Source organism: Streptomyces sp. NBC_01296 (genome assembly GCF_035984415.1).
Taxonomy (GTDB): domain Bacteria; phylum Actinomycetota; class Actinomycetes; order Streptomycetales; family Streptomycetaceae; genus Streptomyces.
This window is the reverse complement of sequence record NZ_CP130720.1, coordinates 7,241,686-7,261,379: the sequence shown is the minus strand read 5'-3', so window position 1 is coordinate 7,261,379 and position 19,694 is coordinate 7,241,686. Positions and strand designations below refer to the sequence as shown.

Sequence of the window (19,694 nt, the reverse complement as noted above, 5' to 3'; positions counted from 1 at the left end):
CGGCGGCCACCCAGGAGCGAGCGCCCACTGGACACCCCGCTGCGGGCGCCAGGCGGCTGCGGCATTCGGATCCACGCTCCGAGACGACGGCCCACCACGACACTGCAGCCGCACACGCCAGCCAAGATCCGGACCATTCACGGACCAAGCCCTGCCGAATTGGTCTGGCATCGGCCATTTGGGCTGGTCACCGGTGGTGTGACGCCTGTACCACCAGGAGACCAAGAACTTATTAGTGAGCTATTCCCCCAAAAAGCTCGGCTTCTTCTAGGAAGTTGAGCACGGTGCCTGACCTGCACAAACGGCCGGTCAGGCGCCGTTGCCCTGGTCTCGAGACGGCTACCGAAGTCGGGTGATTGCAGAGTTCACTTGCCTCCGATATCTCACTTCACAGAGAAGATCCGGGCCATGCACGGGCCAGCGCGATCGCCGTTCCACCGTGCATACCAGCAGACGCTGAGCCTCTCACGATCCCAAAGCCCCGGCGGCGACACCGTTCGCCATCAGCCGCCGGTGCGGCCCGACTGCCTGGCCGGAACACGCCGCGACTGCACCCGCCTCTCCGGTCCCGCCACGGCCGGGCCCCCGGGGGCGGCCGTGGCGGGGATGCGGTGGCCCATGGTCGAGCGGCCGCTGCCGAGGGCCAAGGGCAGGGCACCCGTCAGCCCGTCAGGGACGTCCACATGGTCAGGGGTCGGTCCTCGACCGTGATCTGGTCCTCGTGGCCGTGGCCGTCGCGGATCACGATGATCCGGTACTGGTCCTGGTGGAACACCCAGAACAGACTCATGCCGTTGATCCGCTGCATGTCCGGCACCGCGAGGAACTCGTCGACCCGGGTGATCCCGGCCAGCGATCGCCACAGGTCGAGCCCGCGGTCACCGCGCTCGAGGGCGTCCTGGTGCATCCTTCCGTCGGCGACCGAGATGAGCCGGTAGACCTGACGACCCATGAGGGTGTGGAAGACCCAGTAGTGGCTCTTGCCGTTCACCCGCTGCATGTCGGGCACCGGCAGGAAGGCGTCCACCCTTTCGATGCCGCTGAACGAGGCCCAAGCGGAGAGCGAACGGTCCGGCAGGTCGGTCCCGGCCGCCTGCTCGGGAGGGAGCCCGGACTCGGCGCCGTCGGCGATCCAGATCCGCCGGTAGACCTGCCGGCCCTCGACGGTGTGGAACAGCCAGAACCGGCTGCGGCCATTGATCCGCTGTTCGTCCGGGACGGGCAGGACCGCGTCGACCTTCGTCACTCCGACGTAGCACGGCCACATGGTCAGCGGCCGGTCGGGGCGCTCGATGACGTCCGTGTGCTCGTCCCCGTCGGCGATGGAGACGGTCCGGCAGACGGCGCTGTCGCTGCCCGCCCCATACGCCCAATACCAGCTCTTGCCCTTGTCCCGTTGCATGTCGGGGATGGGCAGGAAGGCGTCGGTTGGCCGGACGACCGCGGGCGGCTTGTCGGTGAGCCGGCCGTCACCGAGCAGCCGCAGCAGGGTCAGCGAGGGAGCGAAGGCGTAGACGGACCCCTCGGTGAAGACGAACTGGCTCAGGCTCAGCTGCGTGGTCTTGCCGGGGGTCTCGTAGCTGAGCTTGCCGTCGGCGCCGACCATTCCGTCGGGGCCGGGCTTGTTGGTCCGGTTGGGTGGGAAGTCCGGGCTGTCGATCCACGCCTTCTGGATGAACTCGAACTGCTGCACAAGGTCCGACTGGTAGCAGACGAACAGCAGGCCGCGCTTCTCGTCGGGCCCTCCGGGGCCCTCCGAGGCGGGGTCGAAGGGCGCGCCGTACGGGGCGCCGCGGCGGATGATCCGGCGGCGGTCCATCACCGGATTCTCGTCGAACGGCGGATCACCGGGCTTCTCCTGCAGGCCGTCCCGGGGGTTGGTCTTGCGCAGGTGCGAGAAGAGCGGGGTGATGAAGCCCTCGGGGTCGTTGCGGTAGCCGAAGTCGTTGTCCTCCCCGGCCAGCGCGCTGGAGGGCCGGTCGGCATTCGGGCACGTGGCGACGGGGGTGCCGGACCGCCACCGGCCGACGAGGCGGGCGGCCAGCCACTCCGTGGTGGCCTCGGGCGGCACCACCTTGGCCTGCTTGAGCGCCTTCAGCTGCCCGGCGACCTGGAACCAGAAGCCGGGGACGTCCTGGCCGAGCCGGCGCACCACCTGGAAGCTGCCGTTGTCAGCCCAGTCGGGCGTCTCGTGCGGCACGCCGCCGACCCGGTCGTGCCCGACGACGAACTCGCCGGGCGGGATCAGCCGGGTGCCGTGATGGCCCTTGGCGTACTCGGGCTTGACGGGGTCCGGCTCGTCGAAGCCGATGACACCGGGCTCGCTGACGCCGTCCTTGAAGCCGAAGTGCTCCTTCCCCCTCCGGCTGCCGGACAGGGTGGCGGCGTCCTGCTGGAACACGATCACGATCTTGGCCGCGGCGCACGCCTCGCGCTGCTGTCTGACCGTCGCCTGGAGGTCCTGGACGGTGTCCGAGGCGACGGTGAGCACGGCGTGGACGACCTGGCCCTTGCCGTTGCCGAAGAGCCACATCTCCGGCGAGCTGTCGCCGGTGTCCCCGAGTGCCCGCTTGTCCGAGCCCTGCTTGAAGGCCTCCAGACCGCTGCCGGGCTTGACGGAGGGCAGCGGGTCCTTTCCGGTCAGCTCCCGCAGGCCCGCGCAGGTGAAACTGACGTTGATCCAGGTGGCCTTCAGCGCCTTCGGGTCGTCGCCGGCCGAGGCCTTCCTGGCCTTGCTGAAGGCGGCATTGAAGGTCGCCACCTGCCTCGTCGTGGAAATCTGCGGTTCCAGCGCCTTGACCCAGGTGCGCGCCCGCGCCGCGTCCTCGAACTTGAGGAACAGCAGGGTCATCTGGTCCTTCTTGAAGCCGGCGATCACATCGCCCTGGATGTCGTCGCTCTCACGCAGCTTGAGATCGTTCACCATGCTCTCTCCAGAAGATCGACACCTCCACGCCGATGCTGCGCAGAGTAATCAACAACGTATGCGGCACTCCCACGCCCTCCCACCCTCCGACTGGCCGATTACGCCGACCGCCGCCCGTTCACGCCCCGAACGCACTGGTAGAGGGCGTGCAGGACCCTTTGGGTTGGTCGGAGTCACCCGCGTGCACGCCTCGAGGTGACAGTCGACCGGCGCGCCTCAACACTGAAGATCGTCACTGTGCGTGAACATGTGGCAGTCCTGGTGCAGCCCGCGTCAGCCGACGTGTCCCCCAGCCGGGGCCGCTGCGCCTTCCTCTCGCCAGCAAGGAGTCCCATGTCCCGCAGCAATCCGCGCCTACCCGCCCGCCGGAGGCTCGCCACGGCGATCTCCGTCTGCGCCGCCACCGCGATGGCCGTGTCCATGGCCCTGGCGTCGGCAGGCCCCGTACTCGCCCACACCGGTCACGGAGACGAGGGCGATGCCCTCCCGCACGGCCCCGCCTCCCGGGCGGCGAGCGCGCCGGTCACCGTCGACCCGGAGGAGGCGGCGACGCTCGGCAAGGAGCACGCCGAGGAGCACGCCCGCACCCGGATGGCCATGGCCGGCGTCGGCGAGTACCCGCAGACCACCCGTACGGAGCGACTCAAGGCGCTGACCGCCTCCCAGGAGAAGGCCAACGCGTCCTTCGACGCCGCCGAGTTCGGCCGGTTCCGGGAGTACTTCCAGTCCCCGGACTTCGCGGCCCACATCGCGATGCTGCCCACAGGCAAGGTCCTCTTGTTCTCCTTCGAGCGGATCGAGGTCAACCCGCAGAAGGAGCCCGCCCCCACCGACACCATCGGCAAGGAGAACGCCGGCCGCGCCTGGATCTGGGACCCCGCCAAGGGGACCGGCGCCGGCGCGTTCACCGAGAAGAAGCCGCCGGTCGTCAACATGCCCGACGGCAAGAACGAACCCCGCCCGGCCCCGTTCTTCTGCGCCGGCCACTCGTACCTGCCCAATGGCATGCTCGGCGTCTTCGGCGGGAACCTCGGCGGCAACGGAGGCAGCGGCGCCAAGCTGTCCCTGGTCTTCGACCCCTGGGCGGAGGAGTGGTACCTGAACAAGGACATGTCCGTCGGCCGGTGGTATCCGAGCGTGGTCACCGGCGCCGACGGACGCCAGGTGATCATGTCCGGCCAGTCGGAGCTCGGCTGGGGCACCCCCACCCCGGTCGTCGAGCGCTTCCCCGCCGCGACCCAACAGGTGCCCTTCGACAAGTCGGTCAAGCCGATCGGCTGGGGAGTGGACCAGCTCAAGACCGAAGCCCCCTTCAAGTGGGACTACCCGCAGTTGTTCTCACTGCGTGACGGCAAGATCTACGGACTCGGCCGTTCCGTGGACCAGCAATGGCTCTTCGACACCGCCGCCGACACCAAGACCGACCTGCCGAACCGCCCGGACATCAACAAGGACAAGCCGGGCCCGGACGGCGGGCAGTGGAGGCGCAACTACGGCTCCGCGGTCCCCCTGCCGGCCGGTTTCAGAGGCCCCGACTCGGTCCTGGTCCTCGGCGGTGACCGCAACGACCCGAACACCTACCGTCTGGCCGGCGGCAAGTGGAACACCGAGAAGCCCCGCGCCTTCGGCCGTACCCAGGACGACACTCTGCTGCTGCCCGACGGCAACCTGCTCACCGTCAACGGTGCCTTCGACATCCGCGACTACGGCAACGGACCGTACAACCCCAACGCCGACCTCAAGTACCGCCAGGTCGAACTGCGCGACGAGAACGGCGACTGGAAGCTCGGCCCCGTGCAGCGGCTTCCGCGCGGCTACCACTCCAACGCCGTGGTCCTCCCGGACGGCCGAGTCATGGTCACGGGCGACGAGCTCCAGCAGCTCGCCAACGACCCCGACATCACTGACAACAACAACGGCAGCATCGAGATCTACGAGCCCGCCTATCTCCACCAGGGCAGCCGCCCCGCGCTCGGCCTGATCTTCAACCCCAGCGTCGCCTACAACGAAAAGATCACGGTCAGCACCAGCACGCCCAACGACGTCACCCGCGCCGTCCTACTGGCCCCGACCACCGCCACCCACTCGATCAACACCAGCCAGCGTCACCTCGAACTACGCATCAAGAGCCGCGGCGGCAACTTCCTGGAACTCCAGGCCCCACCGACCGCCGCCGCGGCCCCGCCCGGCCACTACATGCTCTTCCTCCTCAACGAGGAAGGCGCACCGAGCAAGGCGGGCTGGATCCAGCTCAAGCCCCCGACGGTCGCCGCGGGTGCCACCGCCACGAAGGCGAAGGGCGGCGGCTGACACCCGCCGGCACCTCCGGACGAGCCCCCAGCCTGGTCACGGGACACGGCTGGGGGCACTCCACGCGTACCGCCCATGTGAGACCCGCTGCCCCTCAGGGTGGCCGGGGGATGGGCGGGCGGCCCGTGCAGCCGGCTCCACGGCACGGCCGGGGCCTGGGCGCAGTCGCCGCCGGACTTCCACCCACTGGCTCGTCCGCCGACCAGGCGAGCTCGGTGGCAGGGAGTCGCCGAGCAGGCCGACGATCGCGTCGTACCCGGCCAGTTCCGCGGGGCGCCCTGAAATCCCGGTGCCGAACACCACTCGGTCGGTGTCGAGCAGATCGCCCAGCAGAAGCGCCCACACGCCCTGGATCAGGGTGCCGAGGGTGAGGCCGTACCGTGCCGCTCGCTCCACCAGCCCCGCCGTCACCATGATCACCCGGGTGGCTGCAGTACTGCCGACCACGACCAAGATCCGGGCCAGTTCCGGACCAGGCCACGCCCCTCCCCCGCATTCACACCCATTCCTGCTGTTCAGGTGGGGTGCGGCGCGCGTACCACCAGCACACGAAGAACTTATTAGTAAGTTACTCCCCCAAGAAGCTGGGCTTCTTCTAGGGCACTGAAGTCCGTTGACCAGAGTGGGAATTCACCTCCCCATGCCACGCCCCCTCCAGAAGCTCGGCGTATTCAGCACAACGCCCTGGGCGACGCTTGCTGCCCTGCTGGGGGCGTCACTGCCGGACCGATCGCGGACCAGAGTCGCCCCTACCTCACTGCCACATCCAGGCACCCAAGGTTCCGCGATGCCGCCCCTCAGACGGCGGCAGGGTCATGCCACGGCCCGCGGGCTCCTGGCCGACGGTCGATCGAGGACTCGCGCTTCTCGGAGGTCAGGCGCCGACGTTGGCGGTCAGGAGCCACCCCGTGCTTCGGAGTCGGACCGCGCCGCCGGTCTCGTGAGCACCGAGGTCTTCGATCAGGCGGCGGCGCGCACGGGCCCGAGCGGCGGGATCGACCGAGCTGAGGAGGTGCCGGCCGGGTCCGGAGTCGAGGAGGAAGTCCGCCGCCTCCTGGGCGGTTCGGCCCCAGGTCCCGTGCGCCTGGATGTGTTCGGCGCGCACGTTCCGGAGACCCGCCGCACGAAGCAGGCCGGTCGCGGTGTCAGGGTCGGCGAGCGAGAACATGCCCGGACCGCCGGGAGCTCCGAAGCCGCCGATCGGCAGGATGTCCTTGAGCCCGGTGAGCGCGGTCAGCCACTCGTTCCCTTCGGGTTCCGCCGCGCTCAGGAAGGCGATGCGCCCACCCGGACGCAGGGCAGAGGCGATGTTGGCGAACGCGGCGACGGGGTCGGAGAAGAACATGATGCCGAAGCGGCTCACCGCGACGTCGAAGGTCGCTCGGGGCAGGTCGTGGACCTGGGCGTCGCCGCGCGTGAAGGAGATGTTGGTGATGCCTTCTTCAGCGGCAACGGTCCGGGCTTGTTCGAGCATGGGGCCGGAGAGGTCGAGGCCGGCGGCGTAGCCCTGCTCCGCTGCACGGGCGGCCAGACGCGTGGTCGCGCCCGCGCCGCAGCCGATGTCGAGAACGTGCTCCCCGGGACGAATCGACGCGGTCGCCATCAGTGGTTCGTTGAAGCCGGCGTTGACCACGTTCCAGCGGTCGTGGTGGGCAGCCCAGTGCGTGCCTTCGTAGCCGTTCCATGACTGTGCCTGGGCGGTGTTGGCGGTCTGTTGCATGCGGAATGACCTCCGATTGGGTAGCGGGAGCCCTAGAATGGGCGTACGCCCAAACAGTATGGGCGGATGCCCATAGCTGCAATGCCCTTGCCTCAGGAGGAAGTTGATGTCACCGCGCGGAGTAGCCATCGAAGGCCTGCGGGAGCGGTTGTTTGCTGCAGCAGAGCGCGTCCTGGCTCGGGACGGGGCCGCAGCGCTGACCAGCAGGGCCGTCACCGAGGAGGCCGGCTGCGCCAAGGGGGTGCTGCACACGCACTTCGCCGGGCTGGACGAGTTCGTCGCCGAACTGGTCCTGTACCGGTTCGGAACGGCCGCCGCCCTGTCCGAGGATCTGCCCTCCAGAGCGGGTACCGGTTCAGTAGGAGAGAACCTCGCGGATGTGGCCTCAGCGGTGCTGTCCCTGGATCCGGGGCTGGTGGGGCTGGCGGTGACCCGGCCGCTGGCGGCCCAGCGGGTCCGGCAGGCCTGGCAGGCCGGCGCCCCGGGGTTCACCGCGATCCAGGAGGCGGTCAGCGGCTACCTGCGGGCGGAGCAGGAGATCGGGAGGGTCGCGACGCCGTTGGACGTGGAGTCGGTGGCGCTCGCGCTGGTGGGGACGCTGCACCACCTCCTGATGACCGGCTCGGCCGATGCGGCGCCGGGTTCTCAGGCGCAGGTCGAGCGACTCATCCGCGCGCTGATCCGTACCGCGTGACATCGATCGACCTGAGGTACGTCTGCGGCAGCGACTGGGGGATTGCCGGTAGCGGGCAGGAGGGCCGCCAAGCCGGACGGGAAGTCGGCGCACGTGGCCGTTCTTCGCGTGGGTCTCTTCGCCGGGCGGCCGGTCGCAGCTGTCCGGCACGGTGACCTTCGTGGTTGTGGGCCCGTAGACGAGAGCGGTTTCGCGTGCGCCCGCAGCTCGATCCCGGACGGGTCACCGGGCCGTTCCTTGCCGTTGACGTAGGCACGTAGGCGTGGAGCTCGTTGCCGTTCTCGGCCTTGAGGCAGCCATGGACTCCGTGATGAGGGCGACGTCCCATTCGGTCATGAACCGGCCCAGGCTGAAGGTGGCTTTGACCGGCGACTCGTGGACCACACCGTCTGCGGCGTGCGTGCACAGGGGGCTGATCTGCTGGGTTAGCTGATCGACGCCGATGTTCGGCGGGACCGGCGACCGGCTTTACGTAGGCCCCGAGGTCGTCGTCCTCGACGATCCCCGGCAGCGAGCCGCACTGCTCGACGTCGACGCCGAAGTGGAACAGGCCGGCCGCACATCGATGACGTCGCCGTCCCCGTGCGGGCCGATCGCTGGAACGCACCCTGCCCCACTACAGAGTTGGCCACCGCCCAGCCGGCCTTCGTCGCGATGGACACCGAGGGCAAGCCCTGCCAGGCATGGTGGGCCCGACTGATGAACCGCTGCTGCTACGACACCGCGCATTGTTTACTGTCCACAACGTGGTGCGGCGGCCTCCACGACAGGCCACCGACTACCGCGACGTCCCCCTCCCGGCCCGCATCCGCGAAACCATCGAGCGGTACGCCGACAACCACGGCACGGTCGACGGCTACCTCCTCCGCCACCCCCAGGACCCCACCAAGCCGTACCTCGTCTACTACCTCCAGAACCAGTGGCAACGCATCAAACGAGTCGACGAGGTCAACATCCCCGACGGCATGGTGATCTACAGCCTCCGCCACTTCTTCGCCTCGAACTGCCTCACCAACGGCATCCCCATCACCGACGTCGCCGAATGGATGGGCCACAAGAGCCTCGACATCACCTTCGAGATCTACCGCCACCTCATGCCCGGCTCCATCGGTAAAGCCGCCAAGATCCTCGACGTCGGCCTCGCCTCGTAAGACCTGTCAAAGTCCCCACCTGTCAGGCGCCTCTGCTGTCGCTTCCCATGACCTGTCAACAGGTTCCCTCGTCAGGCCCAGGAGGGCGTATCTGGCCGTGTCACGCGTGCCGTACGGCTCTGATCTGGATGTTCTCGGTGAGAGTGGCTGTCCGGTGGGCTCGGCAATGCTGTGGGCGGAGAATTCCTTATGGGTGAGAGCGGCAGCGGGCAGCCGCCGGGCGGCACCCCACGGCGCCCGCATGGTCACGCGTCCGGGAGCGCCGACGGCGCGTCGGACGATGACCGGACGGGGAGGGCCGCCACGCCCGGGAAGTCTGCTGCCGCCGAGGTGACGAGGCCCGGGCCGGTGGCACGGTTGCGTGCGCTCGTGAAGTCCGCAGGGTCTGCGGGGCCTCCCCCGGGGCCGGCGCGGCCGGAGTTCTGGCGCAGCCCTCTCCGCGGCCCGTGGCTGACCGCGGTGTTCGGGCTCGCCCTGCTGTTCGGGATCACGGTGCTGTTCGTGACGGGCCTGCTGTCGTACGCCGCTTACAACCCGGATCTGGCGGCGGTCAACGATCAGACTCCGAACAAGGGGTGGCTCGGCTTCTACCTGTTCTCCTGGCCGACGTCACCGTACTGGCTCTACCGGCTGACCCAGGGCGTCCACGTGACGCTCGGGGTCGTGCTGGTGCCCGTGCTGCTGGCGAAGCTGTGGTCGGTCATTCCAAAGCTGTTCGAGTGGCCCCCGATCCGCTCGGTGAGCCACGCCGTCGACCGCCTGTCCCTGCTCCTCCTGGTCGGCGGCGCCGGCTTCGAATTCGTCACCGGCATCCTCAACGTACAGCTCCACTACATTTTCCCCGGCTCCTTCTACACCCTGCACTTCTACGGAGCCTGGGTGTTCATCGGCGCCTTCGTCGTGCACGTGACGTTCCGGCTGCCCAGGGCGCTCCGCGCTGTCAGCCGCCGTCTCGGGGAGCCCGCGGCGGGTACCGAGGCGGCGCCGGGGCTGGTCGCGCCGCGGCCTGCGGCGCCGACCGTCTCGCGCCGGGGCGCCCTGGCCATGGTCGGGCTCGGGTCGGTGGCGCTGCTGGTGGTCACAGCGGGGCAGAGCATCGGCGGGTGGTGGCGGCAGACCGCGCTGCTGGCACCGCACGGCCGGGACCCCGGCTCGGGCCCGAACGGCTTCCAGATCAACAAGACCGCCGCCTCGGTCGGCATCCGGCCCAGCGACATCGGTCCCGCCTGGCGGCTGACCGTACGCGGCCCCGGACAGCAGGTCGATATCACCTACCGGCAGCTGCTGGCGATGACGCAGCACGAGGCTGCCCTGCCCATCGCCTGCGTGGAAGGCTGGTCCACCACCGACCAGCAGTGGAGCGGGGTCCCGCTCACCGAACTGGCCGCCCTCGCAGGGCTCGGCGTGCGCGCGCCCGAGGTACTGGTGGAGTCGGTACAGCGCGGCGGCCCCTTCCGTTCGGCCGTGCTGCGCGACAACCAGGTCCGCGACAGCCGCTCGCTCCTGGCCCTCCGGGTCAACGGGGCGCCGCTCTCGTCCGACCACGGCTATCCAGCGCGGATCATCGTCCCCGGGGCACCCGGAGTACACAACACCAAATGGGTCACCCGCCTGACGTTCGGAGAGCCGGCATGAGCGCTCCGACGGCCTTCCGCCGCCGCTACGGCGCCTCCCCGCTGCACCTGCTCCTCGTCCTGGCCTCCTTCGCCCTCGCCCTCTACGCCGGACTGCGCCTGTTCGAGGGCGACACCGTCGGCGTGGCCATGTGGTTCGTCGGCGCGGCCCTCCTCCACGACCTCGTACTGCTCCCCCTGTACTCGCTCACCGATCGGGCGGCACAGGCCCTGTTCACCCGGGGCCCGGACGACGGCCGGTCCACGCCACCGGTGAGCGTCAACTACGTCCGCGTTCCCGGGTTCGTCTCCGGTGTCCTGCTGCTGGTCTGGTGGCCGCTGATCCTGGAACAGGTCGGGCACTACACCGCCGCGACCGCCCTCCCGGCGGACGGCTTCCTGGCCCGGTGGCTGCTGATCACCGCCGCGCTGTTCGCCGCCTCGGCCATGGTCCTGATCGTACGGACATGGGGCCGGAGCCGTGCTCAGCGGCAGGCCCGCAGCGCGACGAAGTGACGGCCTCCAGTACTGGTCCACCGCTCGGCCTCGGTCCATCCCTCCGACGCCGCCTGGCGCTTCAGCGCCGCGGCGCCGACCACGGCCCATGGGAAGACGGCACTCACGGGCCATTGCCCGGCATGGATACGGACGCGGCGGCGCTCGTCCACATCAGTGGCGGCGACCTCCACCAGGAGGAGGCCTTCCCGGTGCACGAGGGCCCGGACGCGGCGGAGCAACCGTCGGGGGTCACCGCCGATGCCGATGTTCCCGTCGATCAGCAGCGCCGTCCCCCACCCGCCCTCGTCGGGGAGAGGATCGAAGACGGACCTGCTCATTGCGTACCCTCCCCGGCACACCGTCGTGATCACGGCGGAAGGACAGACGTCGATGCCGAGGACCTGGCGGCCCCGCCCCGTCAACGCCTCGACCAGCCGGCCGGCGCCGCACCCGATGTCCAGCACCCGGCCGGTGCACCGGCGCAGAACCGTCCGGTCGGCCTCGTCCGCCCGGCCACACCACCGCTCCAGGTCCAGGGGGAAGTGCCAGCCCTCCGCATCGCGCAGTGACAGCGTGCGCTGCGGGGTGTGCATCGCCTGCGCGTAAGAGCTGCTGCTCCAGGCCCGGTGTTCATGAGCGGTCATCCCCCATGTCTCGCCGCACAACGCGCCCGCGGTGCGCTCCAGGCCGTTGATTCCCCCGGATGGGTCTTCAATATCGGTGCAGCCTCAACAGCCCGCCGCTGATGGGCGGATGATCGTGTGCGGTGACGACGGGCTGGCCCGTCGGCCGGCCTGCGAGCTGCGGGAGGTCTACAAGGAGCGGGTAACGCTGGTAGCGCCCGCCGCCCGCGACACTCAGCCGAGCGTCGGCCGCGCCCCTGGGGTAGCGGGGCGCGGCCTGCTGGGGCGGGTCCCGCTGCCACGGGCACGGACCGCGGGGGTACTGGCCGCTGCGGGGGTGGCCGGGCCGCCGCGCTGGCACTCGTCCATGAGGACGACGACACCAACGTCCGGGCCGCCCTGGTGGCACGCCGGCTCAACCCGAGGCTGCGGCTGGTGATCCGGCTCTACAACCGCAAGCTCGGCCAGCACCCGGAGGAGCTCCTGGACCAGGCCGCGATGGTGGCGGAGCCGGGTATCGACCTGCAGGAGCTGGACTCCTCGACGACCGTGCTCTCGGACGCTATACGGCCGCGGCCGCGCTGGCCGCCAGCGCCGTCGCGAGTAGCGGCAAGGTGGTCCAGGCCGACGGCCTCCTGCTGCGCGCGGTGGAGCGTACGCGGCGGGCATCGGCCGGGCGCACTCCCTGCTCGCCCTGAGCAGCTCGGACACCACCAACCTCGAGTCCGCCCTGTACGCCCGCACCGTCGAGCCGAATCTTCGGGCCGTGCTTCGCCTGTACGAGGACGACTTCGCGACCGCCGTCCACCGCACGCTGCGGGCCGCGCACCCGGCTGCCCTGACCCGCAGCCGCAGCGTGACGCACCTCGGCGCCCACGCCTTCGCCGGGGCGATGATGGGCCGGCAGATCCTCGGGCCATCCCGGTGGAGCGGCGGGTCCTGCTCTTCGCCGCCGTGGACGTGGCCGGCCACCCGCACCTGGAGGGCCGCACCATCGCGGAGTCGTTCCGCCCGGGCGCCTGGCGGGTCCTCGCCCTCGACACCGCCTCACCGGAGGGCCGCCGACCCGACCTCGCCCCCGCTCCCGCCTAGGAGCCGCCGCGGCAGTCGGGCCTGGTCTGGGACCTGCACCCGGAATACGCACTGAGCCGGAGGACCGCGTGGTCCTGGCCGCCACGCGTCGCGGGCCGGCAGAACTCATCGGACCCGGGTTCAAGGTCGCCCAGGCCATCGGCACCCAGCGGGAGAGCGGCAAGGCCACGTTCCAGGAGCTGTTCAACGCGAAGTTCTCCGAGGCGCTGAAGACCGTGGGCAAGCAGCTCGACTTCGCCGACCTCTCCCGACTTCGAGTACCAGGTCGGGCGGGTCCTGGCACGGTTCACAGGCGTGCGCGTCCGTCTCCAAGACGACGGCAGCACGCAGCAGATGCCGGATATCTCCCTTGAGTACGCAGACGGGCGAGTCGGCTTCGCTGAGGTGTGGATGGCCTTGGACAGCCAGGCCTGTGTGATGTTGTGATCATTCGGTGGTCTTGAGTAGGTCGTCGATCCAGATCAATGCGGCGCGGAGGTGGAGGCCGGCGAGGTAGCGGTTCGGGGTTTTGTCGTAGCGGGTGGCGATGCCTCGCCAGGCCTTCAGCTTGTTGATCAGGCGTTCGACGGTGTTCCGTTCCTTGTGGAGGTCGGCGTCGTGGCCGACGGGCCGGCCACCTCGTGAGCCCTTCTTCTTCCGGTTGGCGGCCTGGTCTTGCTTCTCCGGGACTATCGCTTTGATGTTGCGTTTGCGCAGGTAGGAGCGGTCGCCGCGGGATGAGTAGGCCTTGTCGCCGGCGAGTGCGCCGGGCCTGGTGCGGGGACGGCCGAGCGGCAGACGGACCCGCACCTTCTCGAGCACGGGGATGAACTGAGGGCTGTCCGCGGCCTGTCCGGCGGTCAGGACGAACGCGAGGGGACGGCATCTGCGGTCCGCGGCAAGGTGAATCTTGCTGGTGAGGCCGCCCCGGGACCGGCCGAGCAGGGCTTCCTTCAGGCGGAGCTTGCGTCGGCGCCGGATCTGCCGGCGCTCGCCCTGTCCGTTCTGTTCCTCCGTGCCGCCCCTTTTTGCCGGGCTGTTTCCTGCTCCTGCGCGGCTTCTTCCAGGGCCGACATGAGGTGCTTGCCGACGCGGAGCCCTGCGGCGCCGTGGTGCGCGCGGACCGTGGTGGAGTCCACGCTGACCAGCGACAAGTCCGTTCTGCCCACCCGGGCACCCTCGGTGGAGCATGGGTGAGTTGCCTACGCGTCACCATCACAGTCCTACCGGGCTCCACCCCGCGAAGAGGGCGGAACCCGGCAACTGATCACGACACCACACAGGCCCTGGCACGCCGAAGTGGCAGGGGCCCTCAGCCGTGAACCTGATCTGTCCGCCTCCGGCCTGAGCCGTGAGTGGACCGTCCGTGTCAGCCGGGGCTTCCGGCTCAAGAAGGACGGCCGGAGCCACCGGCAATGGGATCCCGCGCTACTGGCCGAATTCGAGGCCGCGGGCCAGGTGCACGAGTTCGTGCCGAGTCCCGACAATCTGGCGGTTCATCCGGGCCCCCTGGCGGCTCGGGCCGCTGCTCTGGGCATCCGCGGTCTGGCCTCGCGTCCCGCTCAGCAAGAAGGCGAAGGACCCGTCAGGGTCGTCTCGTGGGGGGACAGGTGGTCTCGCGTTGATGATTGGGATGGCTTCCACACGTGGGTCGATACCGAGGTCAACACCGACGCCAGGCGCATGCGGGGCAATCGGGAGAAGCTCAGAAAAGCGGTTGGGGACGAGAGTCACACCGTCATCGGCGTGACCATGAATGCCCCGTGGCCGGCCCATCGTGCGTGGTACCCAGATCTGGGATGGTTCGATCCGACCAGGATCACCTGCCAATACGACGGGCACAGGCCGTCGATGGTGCGCCTCCTGGTCCTGCTGAGCGTTTCAGCCGAGCCCAGGTTCACCATCCAGTAGTGCGGCATCCGCCGTGCACCGGCAGGTACCGCTGTGGCGTGCTCGTAGAGCGGGAACCCGCTGGTTCGCCACGGCCACTGCCCGGGGGCGGGCGACTCGACAGATCTGGATGCGATCGTGACCGCGCCGACAGCTCCAGCCTGGCGGGCGGCGTCTCCGGGAATCGCCGCGTCAGCAGCAAAGGAGACGTCAGGCCTCGCGGGCTGCCGCTCCGCTGTGGTGCGGCGCAAAGATGGAAAGCCTCCTGCCCGGCGTCCTCCATAGCCTGCAGAGCTACCGGATCCGTAGTCGGCGGAAGCCGTGGAGCCAGGCGATGGTCCGCTCTACGACCCACCGGTAGACGCCGAGGCCGGAGCCGTGCGGGACTCCGCGGCGGGCGATCACGGGTTTGACGCCGGTCGCCCAGACCCGGCGGCGGTACTTGTCGTGGTCGTGGCCGCGGTCGGCCAGGAGGGTGTCGGGTCGTCTGCGGGGCCGGCCGACGAGGCCGGCGACCGGCGGGATCTTGTTCAGCAGCGGCATCAGCCCGGTGACGTCGTTGCGGTTCCCGCCGGTCAGCGACACGGCCAGTGGGATGCCCTGGCCGTCGACGATGAGGGGGTATTGCTGCCTGGACGTGCTCGGTCGACCGGGCTGGGCCCGCTTCGGGGCCCCGTCGAGCGGCCCTGACGTGAGGAGTCGATCACCGCCCGCGACCAGTCCAGCTTCTTCAACAGCATGCCGGTATGCAGCACGAACAGGATCCCGCACAGGCTTGGCGGTCCGGTTCGGATGGCCGTTGGTCTGGTCGTGGGGAAACGTCAGTCACGGCCGTGGATCGTGTCGGATGAACTGTGGCCGCTCATCGAACCGTTGCTTCCGGAACCGGCGCCGAAGCAGGTGGAGGGCCGCCCGCGGGTACCGAAAGTCACATGATCAACAGCTTCTGTCAGGACCTCTGAGCCGGGGCGCCGGCCGATCCGGCCGGCGTGGGCCACGGTGCCGGCTCACCGCTGATCAGGACGGCCCGGTCGTGTCGGCTGGAGCGCGTTGTCGAACACGTAGTCGGCAACGTTGGTGCCGATCTCCCTCCCGTCCTCGGCGTCCCAGCGGAAGTGCGCGCCCAGCCAGAGTCGGCTGAACTCGCCCTCCTGGGCGACCTGGCTGAAGCTGTTCATCTGGCGGGACAGAACGAGTGTGTGCGGGTCCTCGGAGTGTGCGGTGAACGAGACGTCGTCACGGTCGAAGTAGTGCTGCATCGCGCTTGCCCACGCACCCGTGAAGTTGGCGTGCCCAGAGGTCCAGGCGGGGAAGCACGGGGTCCACGGTGCCCCCGAGCGGTCCGCACTGAGGGGCTCCCAGTTTGCGTTCGCGCCGCCCGTCGCCCGGACCGCGGACACCGGGCGCCACTCGTTGATCGGGCTGTCGAGCTTGCTGTCCCAGGCTGCGATCCCGGCATCCGCCAACGACAGCGCCGACAGCGCGAACAAGCGGGTGGTCTCGTACGTGTCGAGCTTGAACTTGTTGGCGACGGTCCCGGTCAGCTGGAGCAGTTGCCCCGGGGGGTGGTAGGTGCCGTTCAGGTCGTGGTCCCAGAACCAGCCGACGACGGTCTGATCGTAGGTGCGCTCGGTGGAGTCGACGGCACCGACCCGTCGCACCTCGTCGACCTGGCGCGCGTACTCCGGGCTGGCCAACATTTCGTCGTAGGAAGTGAAGCCTCGCAGGGTGGGAGGCCGGAACTGCGAGCCGGAGCGGAGCACGAACGGTTTCACCTTGCCCCAGTTCGGGGTCACCGCGTCGCTCGGCTCCTTGCAGGCCCCTTCGTCAGCCGTCGCCTCTTCACCCGTCGGCCGCCAGGCCCCAGGGGTGGTGGTGTCGCCGTCGTAGACCTCCGGGTTGTCCGAACCGTCATCCGCCCGGGATTTGTTGATCTGCCGCACCACGCGGTCGACCACCAGGCGGTCGAGGGGCTCGTAGGCGTAGGGGGAGCGGCCGGTCCGGGCCTCGTACCGGGCGTCGATGTAGGCCTTGTCGCCCGGGTACAGCTCGGAGATCATCCGGTACGCCGTACGGTCGATCAGCCGCTCCTCTTCGTCCCGACCCGGCTGCGACGATTCGCCGGCGTACTTCAGCGGCCGGTTGAGGTATGGCTGGTACTTCAAGGTTTCGTACGTGTTCTGATAGGCGCTCTCGGCGTTGTAGATCGCCGCGAAGACCATCGCCCCGGACCTGGAGAGTTTGCCGGGCGAGGCGTCCGAGCCCCGCGCATTGCGGAAGGTCTGAAGCAGGACCTTGTTCCAGTACTGCGTCGGATCGCCCTTGTGCCCTGTCACAGCGGCGGCCGGCGGCGCAGCGGCCGCCGCCGGACTCAGCCCGGCGAGCAGGGCTCCGGCCACGGCGACGGCCCGTAGCCGTCCCAGGTGTCGGCCGGCGCGGTACTTCATGCGTGGGAGCACAGACTGCGTGGCGGACGTGCGGCCATGGTTGGGCTTGAGAGGCACGGGCATCCCTTTCGACGTTGCTGATCAACAGCGGCAGCGTAATGTCGGATATGTCGAGATCAAGGTCAGCCACGCCGATCCATCGATGATCTTGCATTTGTCGTGATTTGCATGTAAATGATCACCCGATCGCGATCGTCAAAGCCGAGCTGTGATGGTTCAGGCGTGAAGAGGTCTCACTGAACCTTTTTCATCCTGTGTTTTCGCAGGTGAGGAGGGTATGGACCGCAGCAACGATGCGGCTGGCTGGGCAGCGGGTCCGGCGGAGGACGCGCCAGGTTTTCAGCAGTGCGAAGGCGCGTTCGCCCGATGCTCGGAGTCGGGCGTGGTCTCGGTTGTACTGCTGGTAGTGCGGGGGCTGGATGCCGTGGCGGTAGTAGGGAGTGCGGACGGTGGCACCGTCGCCTTGGTCGGTCCGGTCGGCCAGAATGAGGATCTGCCAGGTGAGGCAGACCTGGACGATGCCGCAGGCGCGGGCCAGGGTCAGGTCGTGGGTGCGTCCGGACAGTGCACGGGAGAACCACAGGGGTGTGCCGTCCGGCGCGCAATGACCTGCACGTTCATCCCGCGCTACTGCCGCGAGGGCAAGACCGACGCCGGTGACGCCTTCGTGATCGCCGACGAGGTCGGCATTCGCAGGGACCGCAGGCTCATGCGGTCGGCCGATGAGGCCCTTTGGGCTGGAGATCCTCAACCATCCGCCGCACCGACCTCGTCCGCTACCGCCCCCGGGCCATCGATCGCCTGCGCTCCGCACTGGCAGGAAAGTCTTGCGGCAATGGCGCCTGCCTGACTGATTCAACGATTTGAATCAGGTTTACAGGCGTCCTGCAACAGCGTGGCTTCTCCATCAGGACGGGCAGGTCGTGGCTGAGCCCCCTCGCCGGTCGGGAGGGGGCTCAGGCCTGTTCGTTCAGCAGGACGCGGGCGGGATGCTCTGCTCGTACTTGAAGACGTTGTGGGGGTCGTACTCCGCCTTGATCTTGCGCAGTCGGTCGAAGTTCGATCCCCAGTAGGCGGTCTCCCAGTCCTGCATGCCGATGTTCGCCACGTTGACGTAGGCACCGTCTACGTAGGGGCGCAGTGCCTGGCTGAATTCGGCGATCCAAGCCTGGGCCTGCGGGGTGAGCGGGTCGCAGACGCCCGGCTGGTCGGAGCGGGTCCCCCAGCCGGCGCCGGGCTCGGAGTAGAAGAGCGCGTCGCGGTGCGGGAACGCCGTGCCGCCGCGGGGGCTCTTCCTGACCGCCCCGCCGAACGCCTGCACAAAGAAGTTGCTGTCGTCCGTGGGTGCGTCCCGCATGAACGAGGAGATCACATCGATCGCCTTCCTCGGGAACGGCTTTCTGGCGAACTGCGAGAAGAACTTCCAGTTCGCGGGTTCGTCCGCGATCGGGATCTGGAAGCCCGCGTACACGTCGCCCCAGTTCCCTACCTGCACCGACACCTGGGGGCTGTCGACCGACAGGATCGGGGCCAGTAGCTTCTTCGCCTCCGCGGGTGTTCCTTCCGCGAGGACCCCAAACAGCAGGATCTGGTTCCGGTGAATTTCGAGCTGGGTGCCGAGGCGGTCGTCCGTGTAAGGCGCAGTACGCTGATAGGCCTCGAAGATCCTGGACAGGTCGCCGATTCCGTCCCAAGTGGCCTGCAAATACGTGACGCTCCTCAGTGGGGCCACTTTGTAGGTGAGTGAGGTGACGATCCCGAAGTTGCCGTTCCCGGCTCCGCGCAGCGCCCAGAGCAGGTCCGGGTTGTTGTGCAGATCGGCCTTGACCACCTTGGCGCACTCGGCGCCTTCCGCAACGACGACCTCGGCACCGATCAGGCTGTCGCAGGCCATGCCGATCCAGCGGGTGAGGAAGCCGAGACCGCCGCCGAGTGTCGCCCCGGACAGGCCCACGCTGCCTTCGGTCCCGGTCGTCACCGCGAAGTTCTGCTCCGCGAGCGTGGTCACCGCTTCCAGCTGGTTGAGTCCGGCGCCGACCGTCGCGACACGGGCGGCGCTGTCGATGCGGACCGACTTCAGCTCGCTGATGTCGATCACGAGGCCGTTGTCGATGTTCGACCAGCCCTCAGTGTTGTGGCGGCCGCTGCGGACCCGTAGCGCGACGTCGTTCTGCCGTGCCCATGTAAGGGCGTTGACCACGTCCTGGGTGTTCTGGGCGAAGACGATGACCAGCGGATAGCGAGAGATGAGCTGGTCCCAGCCGAGGCGGGCGTCCGTGTACCCGGCATCGTCGGGGCGGACGATGCGGCCGGTCAGCTTCGCCGGCGGGCACTCCGCGTTCGCGGACGCCTCCTTCACGGCGCTCGCACCATGGGCCTCGGTGGCCGCGAGGCCCTGCGCGACGACCGCACCGGCACCGGCGGCCGCCGTCGCCTTGAGCACTTTACGACGGGAAAAGTCGTTCATGGTCCGTTTCCTCTCGGCCACCAGCGGGCGCGAATTATTCACTTGCGGGTGATTTGGGCGAAGCGGACAGTAGCAAGGGTGACCGCGGTGGACTGCATCGACACACTCGCAACCGCGGCCGAAACGACCCAACGGCCGTAGCCCAGGCACGAACCCGGTGTGCTTGGTTGGTGATACGACCACCCTGGCCGGCCAACCCACTTGCGTCTCGGCTGCCAGCTCCTTCAGGCAGCCGTGGGCGTTCGACCGAGGCCCGGCGGCCCAGCAGGCCGGAGAATCACCTC

11 protein-coding genes and 5 pseudogenes are annotated in these 19,694 nt (G+C 69.0%); 7 read left to right on the top strand and 9 right to left on the bottom strand.

Features of this window, described 5'->3' with window-relative positions; genetic code table 11:
- Nucleotides 1-661 precede the first annotated feature (661 nt).
- Nucleotides 662-2,926, bottom strand: coding sequence for a Dyp-type peroxidase (locus tag OG299_RS33095; RefSeq protein ID WP_327363452.1), 2,265 nt, complete (start codon nucleotides 2,924-2,926; stop codon nucleotides 662-664).
- Nucleotides 2,927-3,259: 333 nt separating this feature from the next.
- Between OG299_RS33095 and OG299_RS33090 the strand changes: the two genes are divergently transcribed.
- Complete coding sequence (locus OG299_RS33090; protein ID WP_327363451.1) at nucleotides 3,260-5,236, top strand: galactose oxidase early set domain-containing protein; 1,977 nt, start codon at nucleotides 3,260-3,262, stop codon at nucleotides 5,234-5,236.
- A gap of 36 nt (nucleotides 5,237-5,272) precedes the next feature.
- Here the strand turns inward: OG299_RS33090 and OG299_RS33085 are convergent, their stop codons facing one another.
- Together OG299_RS33085 and OG299_RS33080 are read right to left on the bottom strand one after the other, a co-directional pair.
- Nucleotides 5,273-5,683, bottom strand: a complete 411-nt coding sequence (locus tag OG299_RS33085; RefSeq protein ID WP_327363450.1) for a hypothetical protein — start codon at nucleotides 5,681-5,683, stop codon at nucleotides 5,273-5,275.
- 427 nt (nucleotides 5,684-6,110) lie between these two features.
- Entirely contained in the window at nucleotides 6,111-6,956 is an 846-nt protein-coding gene (locus OG299_RS33080) for a class I SAM-dependent methyltransferase (protein WP_327363449.1), read from the bottom strand.
- Between the two features lie 106 nt (nucleotides 6,957-7,062).
- Here OG299_RS33080 and OG299_RS33075 point away from each other — a divergent pair, with 106 nt between their 5' ends.
- From OG299_RS33075 to OG299_RS33060, 4 genes and pseudogenes are all read left to right on the top strand, one after another.
- The gene (locus tag OG299_RS33075) at nucleotides 7,063-7,650 is read left to right on the top strand and encodes a TetR family transcriptional regulator (RefSeq protein WP_266631595.1); all 588 of its coding nucleotides are present in this window, start codon (nucleotides 7,063-7,065) and stop codon (nucleotides 7,648-7,650) included.
- A gap of 764 nt (nucleotides 7,651-8,414) precedes the next feature.
- Nucleotides 8,415-8,801: pseudogene (locus OG299_RS33070) on the top strand (tyrosine-type recombinase/integrase); the annotation flags it as partial.
- 369 nt (nucleotides 8,802-9,170) lie between these two features.
- Nucleotides 9,171-10,436 carry a molybdopterin-dependent oxidoreductase gene (locus OG299_RS33065; protein WP_327363447.1) on the top strand — a complete coding sequence of 422 codons (1,266 nt, stop codon included), beginning with the start codon at nucleotides 9,171-9,173 and terminating at the stop codon, nucleotides 10,434-10,436.
- Nucleotides 10,433-10,930, top strand: a complete 498-nt coding sequence (locus OG299_RS33060; protein WP_327363446.1) for a hypothetical protein — start codon at nucleotides 10,433-10,435, stop codon at nucleotides 10,928-10,930. Before OG299_RS33065 ends, OG299_RS33060 begins: the two co-directional genes overlap by 4 nt.
- Here the strand turns inward: OG299_RS33060 and OG299_RS33055 are convergent.
- Nucleotides 10,900-11,556 carry a class I SAM-dependent methyltransferase gene (locus tag OG299_RS33055; RefSeq protein ID WP_327363445.1) on the bottom strand — a complete coding sequence of 219 codons (657 nt, stop codon included), beginning with the start codon at nucleotides 11,554-11,556 and terminating at the stop codon, nucleotides 10,900-10,902. The two genes, OG299_RS33060 and OG299_RS33055, sit on opposite strands and share 31 nt — an antisense overlap.
- 637 nt (nucleotides 11,557-12,193) lie before the next feature.
- Here OG299_RS33055 and OG299_RS42830 point away from each other — a divergent pair.
- Nucleotides 12,194-12,740: pseudogene (locus OG299_RS42830) on the top strand (NAD-binding protein); the annotation flags it as partial.
- A gap of 313 nt (nucleotides 12,741-13,053) precedes the next feature.
- Here the strand turns inward: OG299_RS42830 and OG299_RS33045 are convergent.
- Nucleotides 13,054-13,787 (bottom strand): annotated as a pseudogene (locus tag OG299_RS33045) (IS5 family transposase); the annotation flags it as partial.
- A 118-nt stretch (nucleotides 13,788-13,905) separates the two neighbouring features.
- On the opposite strand from OG299_RS33045, the gene OG299_RS33040 reads away from it, so the two are divergent.
- On the top strand, nucleotides 13,906-14,517 hold the full coding sequence (locus OG299_RS33040; RefSeq protein ID WP_327363444.1) for a hypothetical protein: 612 nt from the start codon (nucleotides 13,906-13,908) through the stop codon (nucleotides 14,515-14,517).
- A 276-nt stretch (nucleotides 14,518-14,793) separates the two neighbouring features.
- On the opposite strand, the pseudogene OG299_RS33035 reads toward OG299_RS33040, so the two are convergent.
- From OG299_RS33035 to OG299_RS33020, 4 genes and pseudogenes are all read right to left on the bottom strand, one after another.
- Nucleotides 14,794-15,224: pseudogene (locus OG299_RS33035) on the bottom strand (transposase); the annotation flags it as partial.
- 279 nt (nucleotides 15,225-15,503) lie between these two features.
- Nucleotides 15,504-16,943 (bottom strand): vanadium-dependent haloperoxidase, encoded by a 1,440-nt coding sequence (locus tag OG299_RS33030; RefSeq protein WP_327363443.1) that lies wholly within the window; start codon nucleotides 16,941-16,943, stop codon nucleotides 15,504-15,506.
- A 247-nt stretch (nucleotides 16,944-17,190) separates the two neighbouring features.
- Nucleotides 17,191-17,567 (bottom strand): annotated as a pseudogene (locus OG299_RS33025) (transposase family protein); the annotation flags it as partial.
- Nucleotides 17,568-17,913: 346 nt separating this feature from the next.
- Complete coding sequence (locus OG299_RS33020) at nucleotides 17,914-19,410, bottom strand: FAD-binding oxidoreductase (RefSeq protein ID WP_327363442.1); 1,497 nt, start codon at nucleotides 19,408-19,410, stop codon at nucleotides 17,914-17,916.
- Between the last annotated feature and the right edge of the window lie 284 nt (nucleotides 19,411-19,694).

What these genes read in the sequence shown, in the direction of transcription:
- OG299_RS33020 (WP_327363442.1), bottom strand. Translation starts at nt 19,410, where the DNA reads ATGAACGACTTTTCCCGTCGTAAAGTGCTCAAGGCGACGGCGGCCGCC.
- OG299_RS33080 (WP_327363449.1), bottom strand. Translation starts at nt 6,956, where the DNA reads ATGCAACAGACCGCCAACACCGCCCAGGCACAGTCATGGAACGGCTAC.
- OG299_RS33055 (WP_327363445.1), bottom strand. Translation starts at nt 11,556, where the DNA reads ATGACCGCTCATGAACACCGGGCCTGGAGCAGCAGCTCTTACGCGCAG.
- OG299_RS33095 (WP_327363452.1), bottom strand. Translation starts at nt 2,926, where the DNA reads ATGGTGAACGATCTCAAGCTGCGTGAGAGCGACGACATCCAGGGCGAT.
- OG299_RS33075 (WP_266631595.1), top strand. Translation starts at nt 7,063, where the DNA reads ATGTCACCGCGCGGAGTAGCCATCGAAGGCCTGCGGGAGCGGTTGTTT.
- OG299_RS33030 (WP_327363443.1), bottom strand. Translation starts at nt 16,943, where the DNA reads ATGAAGTACCGCGCCGGCCGACACCTGGGACGGCTACGGGCCGTCGCC.
- OG299_RS33060 (WP_327363446.1), top strand. Translation starts at nt 10,433, where the DNA reads ATGAGCGCTCCGACGGCCTTCCGCCGCCGCTACGGCGCCTCCCCGCTG.
- OG299_RS33090 (WP_327363451.1), top strand. Translation starts at nt 3,260, where the DNA reads ATGTCCCGCAGCAATCCGCGCCTACCCGCCCGCCGGAGGCTCGCCACG.